The sequence below is a fragment of the Zarconia sp. genome, from assembly GCF_057467645.1.
In genome coordinates this window covers 1-17032 of the sequence record NZ_JBRJXU010000071.1, presented here as the reverse complement: position 1 = coordinate 17032, position 17032 = coordinate 1, and the positions used below count along the sequence as shown (strand labels likewise).

Below are 17032 nucleotides of genomic sequence, written 5' to 3'. Positions count from 1 at the left end.
GGTTAAGCGGGTTAAGGGTCGAGAGCGCAGTTGAGGTCAAGTCGGTTGAGGGAGCCTTCGCACCCAGTGCTCCCTCAACTCGGGAAGAATCTACCATCATTGATGGTGACTTGAAACTGCACACCCTCTCACCCCACACCCCACACCCCACACCCTACACCCCACCCCCACCCGGCATAGTCTTATCCAAAACTGACGTTTTTTTAGATTCCGGTGAAATGGGGCAGGGGGGGCGACCGGAGGCAGGGGAGGCAGGGGAGGCCCAACCCAAGAAATTTCGTGTAAGTTCAAAAGTGAGCTCGCGCCAATTTACACCAATTGTGAAAAGCATTCCCTTGTAAGGCAGGGGGAGCAGGGGGAGAAAGATCGAAAACGCTCATGTTTAGATCGCAGGGACTGTCCGCACCCTCACGGCAATACAGCGATAGACGGGGGTTTTAGCTCGCTCTCAGCCCAAATCGTCTCGTTTTTCCCAGTTGCCCGATCGCCGATCGAACCGCTCGGACGTAAATTTAGGTTTAAAATCTGGTAACTAGCAAGCGCTAGGTGGTAATGATAGTTTCAGGAAAACCGAGAGAGGGTGGAATGGAGACGCGGGAGCTAAATTTTGTCTTGAAGCTGCTCGGGTGCGCCGATTATCGAGCGCCGATTTGGGATGTCAAACCCAGCATGAGAACCAAATCTTCAGAGCGAGACAGTATTTGCCGCCAACTGCGCGATCGCGGCTTGGTGGACTGTTACGAGGAAATCGTCACTCTCGAAATTGCCCCCCCCGGAAAAGCCCTCCTCAAACTCGACACCAGCCGCCTCCCGATCTCGGCCAACGAACTCAAAGTCCTCAACGCCTGCGCCGAGTCGGCCATTCCTCCCTCTGAAACCGGACTTGCTCCTGACGACCGCCAGCCAGTGATTCGCGGTTTAATCGATCGGGGATTGGTAGTGGCGAAAAAGACTAAAATTGCCGAAGTGTGGCTGACCGATCGAGGTTTAGAATACCTGCGCGACGAGTATACTCCCAGCGGTGGCGCATTAGCGATTAGTTTGGATTTACTCGCCAATTACCTGCGTTTTATGCGCAAGTCTCCAGAGCGCGAACCCGTTGCCGCTGCAACCCCATCCATGCGAGCAACACCAACTCCCCCTCCCGTACCGGCAGCGGAAAAACCCGACGACAATGCCGTCCTCGAGATGATTCGCCATCTCGACAAGCAACTCGGCACCGACAATTACCTCCCCATTTTTCACCTGCGAGAAAAACTCCAACCTCCCCTGACCCGCGACGAATTAGATAATGCCTTATATCGCTTGCAGCGTTACGACAAAATCGAGTTAAGCTCCCTCCAAGAAGCGATCAACTACAGCGCCGAACAAATCGAAACCGGTATTCCTCAAGATATCGGCGGTCCCTTGTTTTTCATCATTCAACTGTGAAATCCCGGGTATCTACCCAAATTCCAACTTATTACTGATTACTTACGACTGATTACTTCCATAAACCCGCTTGCCAATGAACTCTCTCGATCGAATCATTCAACGCGAACCCAACCCCTTCGATACCGAAACATTTTGGTCGGGGAACTTTTGGCAAGAGGAACAAAATCCCGATCTCACCGTTCATTCGATTCACCTCGACGCGATACTCGAAACGGAGAAAACGCTCGATCGGGTGGCAAGCGATAACCGCACCCGCACCGTCATGCTCGAAGGGGAAACCGGGTCGGGAAAAACCTACTTACTCGGACGTATCAAACGCACCCTCAATACCAAAGCCTTCTTCGTCTACATCGAACCCTTCACCGCCAGCGACTTTATTTGGCGGCACATTCTCCGCTACACCGTCGATAGTTTGCTCGAAGTTCCCGAAGGACAAAAAGATTCCCAACTCGTCATTTGGCTGCAAGGTTTATCGGAGTTTAAAAATCGCAGCTTTCTCGATTGGATTCGAGGCGAACGCCAAATCTTTATTCGCAAACTCCTCGAATCATATCCCACGGGAATTTATAACGCCCAGGAATTTTTTGGCGTTCTGTACGACTTAACCAATCCCCGACTGGCGAGTTTTGCCTGCGAGTGGTTGCGCGGGGACGACCTCGATGAGGAAACATTGCGCCGGTTGGGGGTTAAAAATGCGATCGAAACCGAAGATGCCGCCCAGAAAATGCTCTCCAATTTCGGTCGAATTGCCGCCGCCACTCAGCCAATCGTCTTGTGCTTCGACCAACTCGATAATATTGCTCGCCAAAGCGACGGATTAATCGATCTTCCCACCCTCTTTACCATCAACTCCGTCATCCACAATCAAAAACTGAAAAACTTCCTGATTATTATTAGTATCATCACCGATACTTGGCGGCAAAATTCCCAACGCATCCCCCCCACCGATCGCGATCGCATCGATGCGATGGTTCAGCTCAAACAAATCACCTTAGATCAAGCCGAAGCCCTCTGGGCGAGCCGCCTCTACCTACTACACCGCCAAACCTATCCCCAACCCACATCTCCTATCTACCCCCTAGAACGCCAGCACCTCGATTCCAAGTTTCCCGGCGGCAAAACCCGACCCCGCAATACCCTGATTCTGGGACGCAAATTGTTGCAAGCCTCGAAAATGGGAACCCTGAAAAACGAGACGCCCTCCGAAAACGGCAAACTGCCCCCAGCCCCCCCGGTGGCCGAAATCGAACGCGCCGAAGCCGCAACACCAGCCGCCAGTGCCGAAACCGATATCCTCGCTGCCTTCAAACTCGTCTGGCTGCGCAAACTCAAACAAACCCAGCAGCGCATTTCCCGCATACGCCAGTACGCTACCCCGGAACTGGTGCAAATGCTTGCCGAAGCGATCGCCGCTACCCGCCAAATCGAAACCCAACCCCGCTTGCTCTCTAGTCGCACCTACGCCAGCTACTCCCTCAGCTACGAAGCAGCCCAATCAGAACGCATCGGCATCGTCTGGACGGAGGATTTGAATATGGTGAAGTTCTACAACCTCCTCAAAGCCTGCCAAGAAGCCCTCAAACAAGAGGCGTGTCAAAAGCTATATCTGGTGCGAGCGGAAGGCATCGGTTCGTCGAGTAATCGCGGCTACCAACTCCATCAGGACATCTTCGGCAACCCCCCCCACCAGCACGTCATCCCCGATCTGGCATCCGTTCATTACCTGGTGACGTACCATACCCTCGTCAACGATGCCCTATCTGGAGAACTGCTGATTGGCGATCGCACCCCCAACCTATCGGAACTCGAAGCCTTAGTTCGCAAAAGTCAGGTTTTCGCCAACTGCACCCTCCTGCGGCAACTGGGAATTATCACCGACACCGCTACCTCACCCCCCGAAGCCAGCAATATCGAGTGGAAACTCGTCGAAGACTTCCTCATCAATCGCACCCTCGAACAGCAATGTATCGCCTTGCAACGCTTGGTACTCGAAGCGCGCAGCCAATTCGTCGAACTCGAAGAACCCCAAGTCTACCAACTCATCGAACATCTGTGTCAAACCGATCGACCCATCGCCATTCTCGATCCCAACGCCAGTTTGGAAGAGCAGTTGGTGTATGCGATTGGGTGAGGAGAATTTTAGATTGATGCTCGAGGAGAATGAGAAGCTCACATTTCCTTCCTTGTCTTGTTTGAATTGTTCCTCCTTCCCTACACTCCACACCCCATTCCCCGTTCCCCATTCCCCGTTCCCCAACCATGCTATCGATCGACGATATAATTCAACGGGAAGTCAATCCCTTCGATTCCACCACCTTCCGACCGGGAAATTTCTGGCGGGAGGAGCAAGATCCGAGCTTGCGCGTCGATTCGATTCACCAACAAACGATTCTCGACGTTGAAGAAGTTCTCTCGGAAGTTGGCAACGATCGCCGCACTCGAACGATTCTCCTCGCTGGCGACTCCGGTTCTGGGAAAAGCTACCTCCTCGGACGACTCAAAGCCACCCTCAACTCCCGTGCCTTTTTCGCCTATATCGGTCCCTGGCCCGAAAGCGATTTTATCTGGCGGCACACCCTGCGCAATACCGTCGATAGCTTAATGTACGTTCCCGCAGGCAGTGAGGAGTCGCAACTGCTGCTATGGCTCAAAAGTCTTTCGGCATTCCACAAACAGGGGATGATGAAGCAGTTACTCGGCGAGCGAAGTCTCTTCATCCGCAATCTCAAAGGTACTTACCCGTCGGGAATTTACCATCCTAACGAGTTCTTCGGCATCCTCTACGACCTCACCGACCCAGACCTCTATCATCTCGCCTGCGATTGGTTGAAAGGAGACCACCTCGATGAGGAAAGCTTGCAAGCATTGCGGGTGAAAAATTCAGTCGATACGGAAATTAAAGCCCAACATATTTTAGCCAATTTCGGTCGCATTTCTACCGCTACCCAACCCATTGTTTTGTGTTTCGATAACCTGGACAATCTCGATCGCACCGAGCGAGGGTCGATTAATTTACAAGCACTGTTTCACGTTAATTCGATCGTCCACAACCAGAAACTGAAAAACTTCCTCATCCTCATTAGTATCATCACCAATACCTGGACGCAAAACTCGAAATTCATTCAACCGGCAGATCTCGCTCGAATTAATACCAAACTGCGGTTGCGTCCGATCGATTTAGACCAAGCCGAAAGCCTGTGGGCGAGCCAACTCTCTCCCCTTCATCGGCAAGCCGAATCACCGCCACCCTCTCCGATTTATCCCCTGACTCGCAGCGCTCTGGATGAAAAGTTTCCCGGCGGAAAAGCATTACCCCGTCCGGTTCTGATGCTCGGCTGCCAACGGTTTCAACAGGCAAAAGATGGGGATAAGAAGCGGGAACTTCCCCCGGACAAAGCCGAAGAAGTTAGTCACGCGGATACCCTCGCAGCCTTCCGCTTACTCTGGCGCAAAGAACGGCGCAAAAGTCAAGACAAAGTTACACAAATTCGCCATTTTTCCGGACCGGAACTGACGCAAATGTTGCAAGAAGCGTTAGAAACGTTGGAGGTGGCGAAAATTGAACCTAAATTGCTTCCGAGCCCCACCTACGCCAGCCATTCCATGAGCTATCATATCCCCTTAGAACCGGGACAAATTGGCTTAATTTGGATGGAAGAACCCAACTTAGTGAGCTTTTGTCACGTGATGAAGACCTGCCAAAAAGCCCTCAAGCAAAATCGCTGTCGTACCCTGAAACTGATTCGTGCGGAAAAACTCGGCGTTCCTCGCAATCAAGGCTATAAGCGCTACCAGCAACTCTTTGGCGATTCAACTCACCAACATCTGGTTCCCGACCTGGAATCGGTATGGGATTTAGCGACTTATCATAGTTTACTCCACGACGCTCGCGCCGAAGAGCTGGTCTTGGGCGATCGCCTTTTAAGCGTGCGGGATTTAATTGAGTTAACCCGAGAGACGGAAGTTTTAAAAAATTGCGATTTATTACAAAGCTTAGGGGTTTTATGGGAAGAAGAAAATGCGAGAATTGAAGAAGAAGCGAAATTTAAAAATGCGATCGAAGATTTTATATCCGATTTAATCGAAACACAAAAATTAATGGGGCGACAGGTGATTATCGATCGAGCGATCGCCCAATTTTCCGATGGTGAAGAAGCGGAAATAGATGCAGCGATCGATAAGTTATGTGAAGACGGAAAAATTCAAGTGCTGGGGGAAGAAGTCAGCCGCGATGCCCAGCTTTTGAGTTGGGTGTCTTGAGTGGGCGTAAAGTCTTCTGATGCTTAAATTTAAACTTTCTTAGGAATATATAGTATTTCTTAAATAGATAAGGTCCAGACGCTCCCCTTAATATCAAGTGCGGTTAAACATTTACAAATGGGCTGAAAGTGAGCAACGCTGCCTCTCGGGGGAGTGGGGAACGGTCGAATCTCTTGCGCTTAACAAGGGAAGGGGTCCGACCCCCTTTTAAGGGACAGATGCAAGGGAACGCCGACTGGGAAAATTAGAGCAAAAGTTTAACAATTGTGCCTATTTGTAACGAATTATCCGAACTCGATCTAAATTCCCCTTTTGAAGGGAAAATTGAAAATTTCAGATCTGACCTGCCTGATGTATAAAAATAAAATAACAATGCGAACGGGTAAGTGTGAATGAATGGTAAGTATTTGCTAGAAATAAATATTTTCAGAGTTCTATCGCATGCATAAACAACTCACAGAAGCACTCGTTTTAGCACTTGAAAACGCCGTCAAGGACGCGATAACCCAACTCCCCGGTGAAAAAATCTATTCGATCGCAATCTACACGTGTGGTGAATACCTTTATGCGATGGACTCAATCATGACTCAAGAAGGATTAGAAGCTGTTGCTGCTGACTATCTCAAAAAGCCATTCTTTCAAGCGAGATGGAAATCCCTTGCAAATGCTTGTGCCGCACTTCAATGGAGTCCGACTGATTCGCCGTATCACGGAGCATTTGACAAACATTTCGATGTGGCTCAGGAGATTCTGGATGCTATCTGGGAGGAAAATAACAAGTCAGACGATCCTCATGCAGCCGAACATATTCAGAAAGTTCGCCAAGCCATGCTCGATGCTTTGTTACGATTCAAGGCTTCTGATGCCGCACCCGATGGCAATATCGTCTATAACCTTTTGATGGGCGACCAAAGCGATGAAGAGCGGTTTTTAAACGCACAACAACTGAATTCACCTGACGGACTCGCAGTGGTTAAAGCCGACCTATTAAAGGCTTGCGATGCATTTGAACGGCAATATACATTAAACAGCAATACTTACAAGACAACTTCGGGAACGACGATTAACTCGTATTGATAGATAATATCCTCCCCCGATCGCGCGTCGCCCCGTGAGACACTAGTCAAAGAACCGATCGCATGGGGGGAGTATGACTCAAGAATTACGAGAAGTGCAACGTACGGCCGGGGCTGGCTTCGGCGAAGTCTTCGGGGCAAACGTCCCCGTCAGTTTCGGTAACGATGCGATCGCGCTCGACGCCACAAAAGAGGGCGCAGCACTGTACGATCGCAGCCATTGGGGTAAAATATGCCTGTCCGGAGACGATCGCACCCGATTCCTCCACAATCAAAGTACCAACGACTTCAATCTTCTCAAACCCGGACAAACCTGCGAAACCGTCTTTCTCACCAGTACGGCCCGCACCCTCGATTTAGCTACTGCCTACGTTCTCGACGATGCCATCTGGCTACTCGTCTCCCCCAATCGCCGCCAAAAACTCATCGAATGGTTCGATCGCTATTTGTTCCCCATGGATAAGGTGGATGTGGAGGATATCACCGACACCACCAGTGCCTTCAGTCTTATTGGCGAGAATAGCCGCAACATCCTCACTCAACTCGGTATCACCCTCGAACTCGCCGATAGCACCCACCAACTCCTCCAACTCGAGGATGTGGAAGTGCGCCTCGCCGCCGGTAGCGGACTGGCAACCCCAGGCTACACCCTATTGTGTAACGCCGAGGATGCCGCAACAGTCTGGCAGCAAATCACCGATGCCGGGGCAATTCCCCTGGGAGAAACGGTATGGGAACAACTGCGCGTTCAACAAGGACGACCCGTCCCCGATGCCGAACTCACCGAAGACTACAACCCTCTCGAAGCGGGACTGTGGCAGACGATTTCCTTTGAGAAAGGCTGCTATATCGGTCAAGAAACCATTGCCCGCCTCAACACCTATCAAGGAGTGAAAACGCAACTGTGGGGCATCCGTTTGCAAGCCCTCGAAAAACCTGGCGCGATCGTCACCCTCGGAGAAGATAAAATCGGTCAACTGACCAGTGTCGTAGAAACCGGCGAGGGGGCGTTCGGTTTAGCCTATATTCGCACCAAAGCTGGCGGTGCGGGGTTGGGGGTGCAAGTGGGAGAAACCTCAGGAGAAGTGGTGGATGTGCCGTTCTTGACCCGAGGATACCTTAACCAATCCTGAAAAATCCGAGATTTGCCTCACTTTGGTTCAGAACGAGCAATTTTACCGTTGACAAATTGCTAAAAATAGCTTGTGACCTCTAAATTTTTGGGTCGTGTTGCTACAGGTTATAATACAAACAGTAGTCAATTTGTCAAACACTTGTGATGTTTTTTAATACAATCGAGTGGTTTGGCAAGATATGGCAAAGATCGCCCGTCATATCCGATGGCGATCGAGGGTGCAGAGTCTTGCGATGACAACGATCGACGCACTCAAACTCAAGCGGCGATCGCGTTTGGGTCTGACCCGGTTCTCGACTGGGATATCCCAAGCAAACCGTCATCTCCCTATTGTTTGGAGGAGTCTAACAATGAATCAACCGCAACTTTCTTTAGAACAGCAATTCAACTTGCGCTCTTTCGAGACTCAAGTTGAGAAAATGAGTCGGGAACAGGCTCAAGAATGTTTGTTGAAACTCTACGAGCAAATGATAGTGCGCGAAGCCACCTATCAGAATCTGCTCAAGCATCAATGGGGACTCGAACCCCCTGCAGCATAGTTCGCGTAACTGTTCGCGCTAGTTGCCGAAGGTTCTCCCCTGTCGCAGTTGGCGACCTCCTTCTCTAGCTCGGTTCCCACAGGGAAAAGGACTGGGGGTTGGGGCGTCTGCTCTTTAAGTAATAAGTGATAAGTGATAAGTAATAAGTAAATAAGTTTTATGGCTGGTTTGGAACCGCTATAGTCCCGATCGATACGCTTTTTTTAGCCAAAAATAGAAGAGCGCAAAGTCAAAAAAGTATTGTTTGCGGCTATAAAAACCAATAATTCTTTCAAAAAAGAAAGGGAAACTGGAGCGATTTTCTCCCCAAGCTCCCCCCTCTTCCTTTTCTGCCCCGGTTCTGGTTACAAGGGGCGATAGACGCGATAGTTAATGTTGGGGAAGATATTATCGATTTCCTCGACTTTTTCCAACCAACCGGAATCGACTTTGCGCTGGTGAATTTCTTCGTAGAGCTTGTTAAACCGCATTAAGTGCGATCGCGTCCGCCGCACTGCATAGGGAACCATGGTTCCGGTGCGCATGATGAACGCCCAGTCCGAGGATTGTGCCAGCAGCAGTTCCCGTCCCGCCTGATTCAGGGCTCGCCATTGCAGTTCGTCCTCCGGTTCCAAATGGGCCAGATCGATCATCCGTTCGGCGGCTTTGTGCAAGTGGGGGTAAATCCAGGTATTGGTTTCGTTGAGCCAATATTCGTGGAATCCCTTATATCCCCAACTCGACTGAGACGGACGACACACCTGCTGGGTGGGATTCCCCCGCAAGTAATCGGCCAAGTGGGTCATTTCGTATTTATTTTGGTCGTACCAAGACTTGCGGAATAGGTAATCCAAGAACCAGGGACCCTCGTACCACCAGTGACCGAACAATTCTGCATCGTAGGGGGAGACGATAATCGGCTTGCGTTCCATGATGCCGTAGAGGTGTTCGGCTTGTTGTCCCCGATTGAACATGAAGTTGGCCGCGTGTTCGGCGGCCTTCTCCCGCGCCCAGTAGGGATCGTAGAGTTGTTTGTCTCCCAAGCCCAAACCGCGTCCGGTAATTTTGTGGTATTTAATCCCCACATTTTTCCGCTGACCGTTGGGCATGACGTAGGGCTTGATGTATTCGTATTCCGCTTCCCAGCCCAAATCCTTGTAGAATTCCCGATATTCTGCCGCACCGGGATATCCGACTTCCGAAGACCAAACTTGTTGGGAGGATTCGTGGTCTCGGGCAAATACTGCCGTTCCCGATTCCGTAAAGATGGGGGCGTAGGTACCGAAACGCGGGCGGGGACGGGCATAGAGAATACCGTGACCGTCGGTGAGGAAGTAACGCAATCCCGCATCGGCGATCATCCGTTCTAAGCCTTCGTAGTAGGCGCATTCCGGTAGCCAAATACCGCTGGGGGGGCGTCCGAAATGCTCTTCGTAACTTTCGGTAGCCACTTTCACCTGGGCCCAAACCGCTTCGGGATACATTTTCATCAGCGGCAGGTAGCCGTGAGTTGCCCCGCAGGTGATAATTTCGAGGTTGTTACTGTCGAGAAATTGCTTGAACGCACCGACTAAATCGCAGTCGTAGCGTTCCCAAATTTGGCGGGCTTCGTTAAATTCCGCCGCGTAATGTTCCGCAAGATAGCGAATGTGACCGTTGTGCTTGTTGTGCTCGATTTCGAGTTCGGTGAGTTCTTCGAGTTGAGCCAAGTGGTGGCTGTAACGCTCTTGCAGTAGGGGATCGCGTAGCATCGACACCAGGGGAGGCGTCATGCTCATGGTCATTTTAAAATCGATACCGTCGCGCTTGAGACCCTCAAAAACTTTCAGCAGTGGAATGTAGGTTTCGGTGATGGCTTCGTAGAGCCATTCTTCTTCTAGGACATAGTCGCTTTCTGGGTGTCTGACAAAAGGCAGGTGGGCGTGGAGAACGAGGGCGACATAGCCGATAGACATAGCAATTCCCGAGGATTCAAAAAGAGGTGTATGAAAATAGAAGCGTATTAACGTTCTTCGATCGAAGCCCAATCAAGATTTTTTGAAGAATCTAGGGTTTGTTAGGCGATCGCAGCAACCTGTGGCATTTTCCCAAAAAACGAGTGATTAAGCAATCATTAAGCAAACAGATTTTTCGCATTTTTTGAGGTATATGGCGTAGTAAGGGTGTGACGTCTTTTTTAGGGATTCCCTACCGACTCCGCTGTGAAAACGACAAATTCGCAGCACAACAGATTACAATCTGGTCAGTAATGTGACGACTGGGAAAATCGTAACTCAGACTCGTCCACCCAGAGCCAACCATTTGTCGGTTTTTGTTATGACTCAAGGCAATATTCTGGAGCAGGCTAAGCAGGGCAATCCAGACGCGATCGCTGCCCTGATGAGCCGCTCGATGAAATCCCAAGGTATAGACGTTCGAGCCTCCCTCGAAGGCAGCTGCTTGCAAGTGAGACTCGAAGCGCAAAAAGTTCCCAGTCCTCAAGCCACGATAGCTTTCGTTCGTAAGGGTCTGACCAATTTAGGGGTCGAGAGAATCGAGTCGGTGGAAATCGAAAGCTATCAACCGGGGGAGGCAACGCCCACCTGGCAGGAGCAGATTTTTCTGCGGGAGGCAGCCCCTCCCACCCCGCCACCGATTTCGCCTCTCCCCGACGATGTCGAAACTCAATGGGGTAGCGAAGAAATTGCCATTGACGATGGTCTCGATGACGAGTTTGCTGATGAGTCTTTGGTGGGAGACTCTTCTCTGATGGAGCAACTCGACTCTGGCGCAGCGGACGAGGTCATTCCTCAAGAAAGTATCGATGACGATGATTACGGCTCTCAGTTGCCAGAGGAACTCAGCGGTTTTGCATCGATCGCGGAGTTTCCAGACGATGAGTATTCAGCGACAGCAAACGACGAAGATAAAGCTCTAGAACAAGAACGCGAGGATTCTGTCATGGACGAAGAACAAAAGCCAAAAACATCCCCACTCGCTCTATTATTGCTGCTCTTAGCGGCGCTAGGGTTGGGTGGATATTACGTCTACAAGCAAAAACCCGAGTTGCTCGCGAGCGTCCCGGTTTTGAAAAACTATCTGCCCGGAACCTCGGCTACAGATACGGCAGGTGTTCCGGATGGCACGGTCGTTCCCGAAGCCGTACCGGTTCCCGAAGCCGCACCGGCAACCGCTCCAGCCGCAGAAGCCCCAGCGGCTGCACCGCCCGCTCAACCTCCTGCAGCAGAAGCCCCAGCCCCCGCACCGGCAGCCCCCGCGCCTGTAGCCCCCGCGCCTGTAGCCCCCGCGCCTGTAGCTGTTGAAGCTTCAGCTGACCCGTTCCGGGATGCGGTGAATAAAGCCAACAGTGCTTCTGGGATGATTCAAACGGCCAAAACCCCCACGGAGTGGAGTCAAATTGCCGCCGATTGGCAAGCCGCCGTCAACCTGATGCAGGCAGTGCCCGAGTCTCATCCTCAGTATGCGATCGCCCAGGATAGAATTCCTAAATATCGGCGATATCTCGAATACGCTCAACAGCAGGCACAATAACGATCGCGGATTGGTCATCGGGCAAAGGGAAATGGTGAATGTCGATTCGATTTTCCCTTTTGCCGAGCTGCATCCCGCCCGAGTGGAGAGGCATTTATCGGCAATACACAGACGGATAACTTATAAAACGTCAAATGTATTGCCGAGGAACCAGCCGTAAATTAGAAAAAATATCATTCCTTCCCAGCGCGTCACTTGTCGGTCTTGGGTGACGAAGAAGAATAAAAGAGTCCCCATCAGCATAACGACTAGAGAGCGATCGAGAATTGTTTCCGAAAGAACTAAGGGTCCGAACAATCGAGAAATCCCCGGGACGACAGAGGAATTAAAAATATTCGAGCCGACCACGTTACCGATGGCAATTTCTGGGTTGCCTTTGCGAGCAAAATCGATCGTCACGATGAGTTCCGGTAAAGACGTGCCTAGAGCTAAGGCGGTAATGGAAATTGCTTCTTGCCCGATATTGAGCAGTTCGGAAAGTTTGCCAATGGATTCGATCGTGTAATTGGCGCTGATAAAGATAAAAATAATACTAATTAGAATAATCGTCAGTTGACGGACGATCGCTTGAAAATTTTTTCGTTGTTGGACCCCAGATCGTTCCTCTTTTTCCTCAGATTGCGCTCGGCTGCCGGCATAGAGCATATATACGACAAAACTCGCCAGGGATAAAACGGCTTCACCCTGAGAAAATTGCCCGTCGCGAACGGTCAAATCCAGCAAAAATGCAGAAGCGACAAAGAGTGGCAGATCGACTTTTAATAGATTAAATCGAATTTTGAGGGTTTTACTGATAATCGCCGCTGTCCCCAAAACCAGAAAAATATTCGAAATATTCGAGCCGACGACGTTGGCCATGACGATTTCCGCAGAACCGCGAACCACCGAAACCACCGAAGACATCAATTCCGGCAAAGAAGTGCCGATGGAGACGATCGTCACCCCGACGATAAACGCCGGCAGTCCGAGAAGTAATCCCAGGGTTTCCGCCGCATCCGTGAAATAGTCCGAAGCTTTAATGAGTACCGCTAAACTCAGAACAAAGGCGAAACACCATAGGAGTACATCGAGCGTCATTGCGTTAACCTCATGACAGACGAGCCAAAATTCTCGTCATCCGTACCCAGCATCGTACCACCCACAGGAGTCGTCATCAGTTCGATCGCTTCTATTTTACGACCTTCGTAACGACCGAGAGGAAGCCATTGAGAGGTGAGCTCAAAAGCGATCGCATCACCGGCGACGCGAAACCGTCCAGCTTCGTAAACCGCCGAATCAAACGGACCATCGTCCCCTTCATCCCGAGCAGAGGTAATCGTCAGGCGACCCCCATCGTCGATTTTGAGATCCGAAATATGGCGCAGGTTTCCCTCGGGCCACGGCACTTTTAATGTCACGGTTTGGATACGATCGACACTTAAATTCGCGATATCTAACTCACTCCAATAGACAGTTGCCGCTTTTTCCCTCGATCCGCGATCGGCCCAAACTGCCAGCAATCGACCCTCGATTTCCTCAAGAGCAAATCCTTCTAAATTACTCCCCGAAGGAAGATCCGGCAGATCGAAAATGGCGATCGGTTCGATCTCCGATTCTGAGACATCCAGCCGGAAGTAAAACACCCGTCCGGAACTGCTCGCGGCCATAAAACGAGGTTCGGGAGAATTAGCCAAAGGAGGAACCACTGTCAAACTCTCTAAATCGACCGGTAACTCCCAATCTACAGGCCAATCTAAGGGAGAATAAGTCACCGAATCGGTCGCCGATAGGGTGACGATCGCCAAACGACCTTCATCGTCACTTTTGTTATCGTGTACGACAAGAAACGACATTCGATCGTCTTGGGTCTCGATGGTCGCGATGCCGCTGATGCCATACATCTTCCCGTCACGTACCGGCAGCCATTCTCCCTCTCGAAGCGGTTGGGATGCGAACGTCAACGTCGTGCAAGTAAACGTTCCCCAAAGTACTGCCAGAGAAAAGTAACTCCGTAAACGCATAATCCATCAAAAGTAAAATTGACTTCCATCCAGCATGGCACATGGGAGCAGGGGAAGCTGGCAATCGCGGTGGGAGCAAAACCCTTGAATTTTCGGTGCCATCACGAGCGGTAACTGCAAGGGTTGTTGACAACCCTTCCCTATGAGGATGAGGAGATCGGGGGGATTTTAAATGGCTGTCTGAATTGTCAATTGTCAGTCGTCAATTGTACATTATCCATTACCCCAGGAAGTTCTCAGGGAAAATTCAGAGCGGCGGTTTATACTACCTATGGTGCAAATAAAGGAGACATTGCACGACCGATCGGGATAAAGACAAATCAATCGCACCAACTCACTTTTTTAATCTATGGGTTAACCCAGATTTATCGACGTTCCCCAATTCGAGATCGTGATTTTTTCATCGGTTATCGCAATCAATTCTCCGAGTGCTAACTTCGGGAAAAATCGTATCCCAAAAATGTCCCTCGATCGCGATTCGATCGATATTTTTCCAAAGGAAATTGGTATGACAGAAACGGTCACAACTCAGAATATAACAGCTTCGAATTCAACGGCATATAATATCGAAGATGCCGTACTCGAACGGTATCAAGACGGAGCGCGGGAAGCTCAGGCGAGTTTGTGCTGTCCGACGGAATACGACGGTCGTTACCTGGAGTTATTGCCCGCAGAAATCATTGAAAAAGACTACGGCTGCGGCGACCCCTCCCGCTACGTTCGTGCGGGTGAAACCGTTGTCGATCTTGGATCGGGCGGGGGAAAAATTTGTTACATTCTCTCCCAGAAAGTTGGCGAATCCGGTCGAGTCATCGGGGTGGATTTCAACGATGAAATGTTGACTCTCGCTCGTAAGTATCAGCCAGAACTTACCGAAAAAATTGGATATAATAATGTTGATTTTGTCAAGGGAAAAATTCAAGATTTAGCACTGAATTTAGACTTAGTGCAGGCTTGGTTGAAAGAGAATCCGATCGCCACTTTGGAGCAAGTTTCTGAGTTCGAGGCGTACTGCGATCGTCTCAGACAAGAACAACCCCTCGTCGAATCCGATTGCGTCGATGTTGTGGTCTCCAACTGCGTGCTAAATCTAGTGCGTCCTCAAGACAAACAGCAGCTTTTTCAAGAACTCTATCGAGTTCTAAAACGGGGCGGTCGGGTTGTGATTTCCGATATCGTTTGTGATGAAGAACCCACCCCAGAAATGATAAACAATCCCGAACTTTGGAGCGGTTGTCTTTCCGGTGCGTTTCGGGAAGATACCTTCTTAAAAATGTTTGAAAAAGCCGGATTTTACGGCGTCGAAATCCTCTCCAGACAAGAAGAACCCTGGCAAGTGATTGACGGAATCGAATTTCGTTCTCTAACCGTTCGGGCTTTTAAAGGAAAAGAGGGAGACTGCTGGGAACGCAACCAAGCTGTCATTTATAGAGGACCGTGGAAGCAAGTTCGCGACGATGACGGTCATGTGTTCGAGCGCGGTCAGCGTATGGCGGTTTGCGATAAAACCTTCCAAATTTTGACCCAATCCGAGAGTCCCTATTGCGAGGATGTCATTCCCGTATTGCCCCATAAAGAGGTTCCTTTAGAAGCGGCAACCGCCTTTGATTGCAAACGCAGCAGCATTCGCGCGCCTCGGGAAACCAAAGGATTGGAGTATCGCGAAACTCGCACTAACGATGCGTCTGTTTGCAGTTTGGATGGCGGGTGTTGCTAAGTTCGGATTCCGCGTCACAAGTAATAAGTAACGCCATGTGCAACTTTGAGAAAAACCATGTGGTGAGCGAGTCGAACAATCTCCCTTTTCCCCATCCCCCTTCCCCTTTAACCCCGATCGAGAAAATTTTGAAAAATTAAGTTGCACATGGCGTTAATAAGTTTGACTTCTGCCGAAAGCTAAAGGATTGGGTCAAAACAGTAAGCAAGAGAATTTTGACCTTTTTCTCCAGATGCGCGATCGATTATTTTTGGAGTTTGAGATGATACAGTCAGTTTCCGGGATAGAAATTACTCCCTTCCAACGCAAATTAGGGTCGCCGCTGACCAAGCAAAATATTACCGTTCTCCAAATTAATTTGGGGAAAATTTGCAACCTCGCCTGTACCCACTGCCATGTGGAAGCGGGCCCCAAACGGACGGAGGAACTCTCCCCGGAAATTTGCGATCGCCTCATCGAACTCATTCATCGGTTCGACAGCATCGAAACTGTCGATTTAACCGGGGGTGCGCCGGAGATGAACTACGGCTTCAAACCCCTGGTGGAAGCGGCGCGAGAAACCGGAAAAGAGGTTATCGTTCGGTCTAATTTGACGGTATATTTCGTCCCCGGATATGAAGACATCCCCGAATATTTCGCTCGCAACCAGGTGCGAGTGGTAGCCTCTCTACCCTGTTACAAAGCCGATAACGTCGATAAAATGCGCGGGAATGGAGTCTTCAACGACTCGATTCGTGCCCTCCAATGGCTCAATCGTTTGGGCTACGGACGCGACCCCCATTTGGTGTTGGATTTAGTTTACAATCCTCAAATCCCCACCTCTGCTGACAAGTTTGCCCTCGCCCCGGAACAAACGAGTTTAGAGCAAGATTATCAAGTCTATCTCCAGGAGAATTTTGGGATCGAGTTTAACCACTTATTCGCGATTACCAATATTCCCATCGGGCGCACCAAACAGTTTCTCCAGCGTCAAAAACTCGATATCTCCTACACCAAATTCCTCGAAACTCACTACAATCCCAGTACCGTTGAGAATTTGATGTGTCGCAACGAACTCTCCATCGATTATCTCGGTAACGTCTACGATTGCGACTTCAATCAGATGGAAAATCTCCCCGCAAAACTGCCCGATGGCGAACCCCTGACGGTGGCAAAACTTTTGGAACTGGGGAGTTTAAACGTTATCGAAGAAATCGGCACCGCATCCTACTGCTACGGGTGTACGGCCGGGTCCGGTTCGAGTTGCGGTGGAACGTTGGTTTAAGTAATAAGTAATAAGTAATAAGTAATAAGTAATAAGTAATAAGTAATAAGTAATAAGTAATAAGTAATAAGTAATAAGTAATAAGTAATAAGTAAGG

The 17032-nt window shown here is 50.0% G+C and carries 13 protein-coding genes; 10 read left to right on the top strand and 3 right to left on the bottom strand.

Translation table 11 applies throughout. The annotated features are described in order from the left end of the window. The 7 genes from AC2215_RS10505 to AC2215_RS10475 form a co-directional block, all read left to right on the top strand. Window positions 1-341: hypothetical protein (locus AC2215_RS10505; protein WP_486809943.1), on the top strand; the 341-nt coding region annotated here is incomplete at its 5' end. 244 nt (window positions 342-585) lie between these two features. Further along, entirely contained in the window at window positions 586-1431 is an 846-nt protein-coding gene (locus AC2215_RS10500) for a hypothetical protein (protein ID WP_486809942.1), read from the top strand. A gap of 76 nt (window positions 1432-1507) precedes the next feature. Then, complete coding sequence (locus tag AC2215_RS10495) at window positions 1508-3565, top strand: ATP-binding protein (protein ID WP_486809941.1); 2058 nt, start codon at window positions 1508-1510, stop codon at window positions 3563-3565. A 128-nt stretch (window positions 3566-3693) separates the two neighbouring features. Continuing rightward, entirely contained in the window at window positions 3694-5694 is a 2001-nt protein-coding gene (locus AC2215_RS10490; protein ID WP_486809940.1) for a P-loop NTPase family protein, read from the top strand. Between the two features lie 441 nt (window positions 5695-6135). After that, window positions 6136-6771 carry a DUF4303 domain-containing protein gene (locus AC2215_RS10485; protein WP_486809939.1) on the top strand — a complete coding sequence of 212 codons (636 nt, stop codon included), beginning with the start codon at window positions 6136-6138 and terminating at the stop codon, window positions 6769-6771. 73 nt (window positions 6772-6844) lie between these two features. Further along, the gene (gene ygfZ, locus AC2215_RS10480) at window positions 6845-7903 is read left to right on the top strand and encodes a CAF17-like 4Fe-4S cluster assembly/insertion protein YgfZ (RefSeq protein WP_486809938.1); all 1059 of its coding nucleotides are present in this window, start codon (window positions 6845-6847) and stop codon (window positions 7901-7903) included. Window positions 7904-8255: 352 nt separating this feature from the next. Beyond that, window positions 8256-8444 (top strand): NblA/ycf18 family protein, encoded by a 189-nt coding sequence (locus tag AC2215_RS10475; RefSeq protein WP_486809937.1) that lies wholly within the window; start codon window positions 8256-8258, stop codon window positions 8442-8444. 344 nt (window positions 8445-8788) lie between these two features. Here AC2215_RS10475 and AC2215_RS10470 read toward each other — a convergent pair whose 3' ends face one another. After that, the gene (locus tag AC2215_RS10470; protein WP_486809936.1) at window positions 8789-10378 is read right to left on the bottom strand and encodes a glycoside hydrolase family 57 protein; all 1590 of its coding nucleotides are present in this window, start codon (window positions 10376-10378) and stop codon (window positions 8789-8791) included. A gap of 361 nt (window positions 10379-10739) precedes the next feature. On the opposite strand from AC2215_RS10470, the gene AC2215_RS10465 reads away from it, so the two are divergent. Then, window positions 10740-11954 (top strand): hypothetical protein, encoded by a 1215-nt coding sequence (locus AC2215_RS10465; protein ID WP_486809935.1) that lies wholly within the window; start codon window positions 10740-10742, stop codon window positions 11952-11954. 120 nt (window positions 11955-12074) lie between these two features. Here the strand turns inward: AC2215_RS10465 and AC2215_RS10460 are convergent, their stop codons facing one another. Beyond that, a complete protein-coding gene (locus tag AC2215_RS10460; protein ID WP_486809934.1) occupies window positions 12075-13031 on the bottom strand; it encodes a calcium/sodium antiporter in 957 nt (318 codons plus the stop codon). Continuing rightward, window positions 13028-13954, bottom strand: coding sequence for a hypothetical protein (locus AC2215_RS10455; protein WP_486809933.1), 927 nt, complete (start codon window positions 13952-13954; stop codon window positions 13028-13030). Before AC2215_RS10455 ends, AC2215_RS10460 begins: the two co-directional genes overlap by 4 nt. Before the next feature lie 508 nt (window positions 13955-14462). Between AC2215_RS10455 and AC2215_RS10450 the strand changes: the two genes are divergently transcribed. Further along, a complete protein-coding gene (locus AC2215_RS10450) occupies window positions 14463-15671 on the top strand; it encodes a methyltransferase domain-containing protein (RefSeq protein ID WP_486809932.1) in 1209 nt (402 codons plus the stop codon). Between the two features lie 262 nt (window positions 15672-15933). Continuing rightward, a complete protein-coding gene (gene arsS / locus AC2215_RS10445) occupies window positions 15934-16935 on the top strand; it encodes an arsenosugar biosynthesis radical SAM (seleno)protein ArsS (RefSeq protein WP_486809931.1) in 1002 nt (333 codons plus the stop codon). Window positions 16936-17032: the final 97 nt, after the last annotated feature.

Excerpts from the sequence above, each read along its gene's own strand:
- arsS (WP_486809931.1), top strand. The coding sequence starts at position 15,934 with ATGATACAGTCAGTTTCCGGGATAGAAATTACTCCCTTCCAACGCAAA.
- AC2215_RS10450 (WP_486809932.1), top strand. The coding sequence starts at position 14,463 with ATGACAGAAACGGTCACAACTCAGAATATAACAGCTTCGAATTCAACG.
- AC2215_RS10485 (WP_486809939.1), top strand. The coding sequence starts at position 6,136 with ATGCATAAACAACTCACAGAAGCACTCGTTTTAGCACTTGAAAACGCC.
- AC2215_RS10500 (WP_486809942.1), top strand. The coding sequence starts at position 586 with ATGGAGACGCGGGAGCTAAATTTTGTCTTGAAGCTGCTCGGGTGCGCC.
- ygfZ (WP_486809938.1), top strand. The coding sequence starts at position 6,845 with ATGACTCAAGAATTACGAGAAGTGCAACGTACGGCCGGGGCTGGCTTC.
- AC2215_RS10475 (WP_486809937.1), top strand. The coding sequence starts at position 8,256 with ATGAATCAACCGCAACTTTCTTTAGAACAGCAATTCAACTTGCGCTCT.
- AC2215_RS10495 (WP_486809941.1), top strand. The coding sequence starts at position 1,508 with ATGAACTCTCTCGATCGAATCATTCAACGCGAACCCAACCCCTTCGAT.
- AC2215_RS10490 (WP_486809940.1), top strand. The coding sequence starts at position 3,694 with ATGCTATCGATCGACGATATAATTCAACGGGAAGTCAATCCCTTCGAT.
- AC2215_RS10455 (WP_486809933.1), bottom strand. The coding sequence starts at position 13,954 with ATGCGTTTACGGAGTTACTTTTCTCTGGCAGTACTTTGGGGAACGTTT.
- AC2215_RS10470 (WP_486809936.1), bottom strand. The coding sequence starts at position 10,378 with ATGTCTATCGGCTATGTCGCCCTCGTTCTCCACGCCCACCTGCCTTTT.
- AC2215_RS10465 (WP_486809935.1), top strand. The coding sequence starts at position 10,740 with ATGACTCAAGGCAATATTCTGGAGCAGGCTAAGCAGGGCAATCCAGAC.
- AC2215_RS10460 (WP_486809934.1), bottom strand. The coding sequence starts at position 13,031 with ATGACGCTCGATGTACTCCTATGGTGTTTCGCCTTTGTTCTGAGTTTA.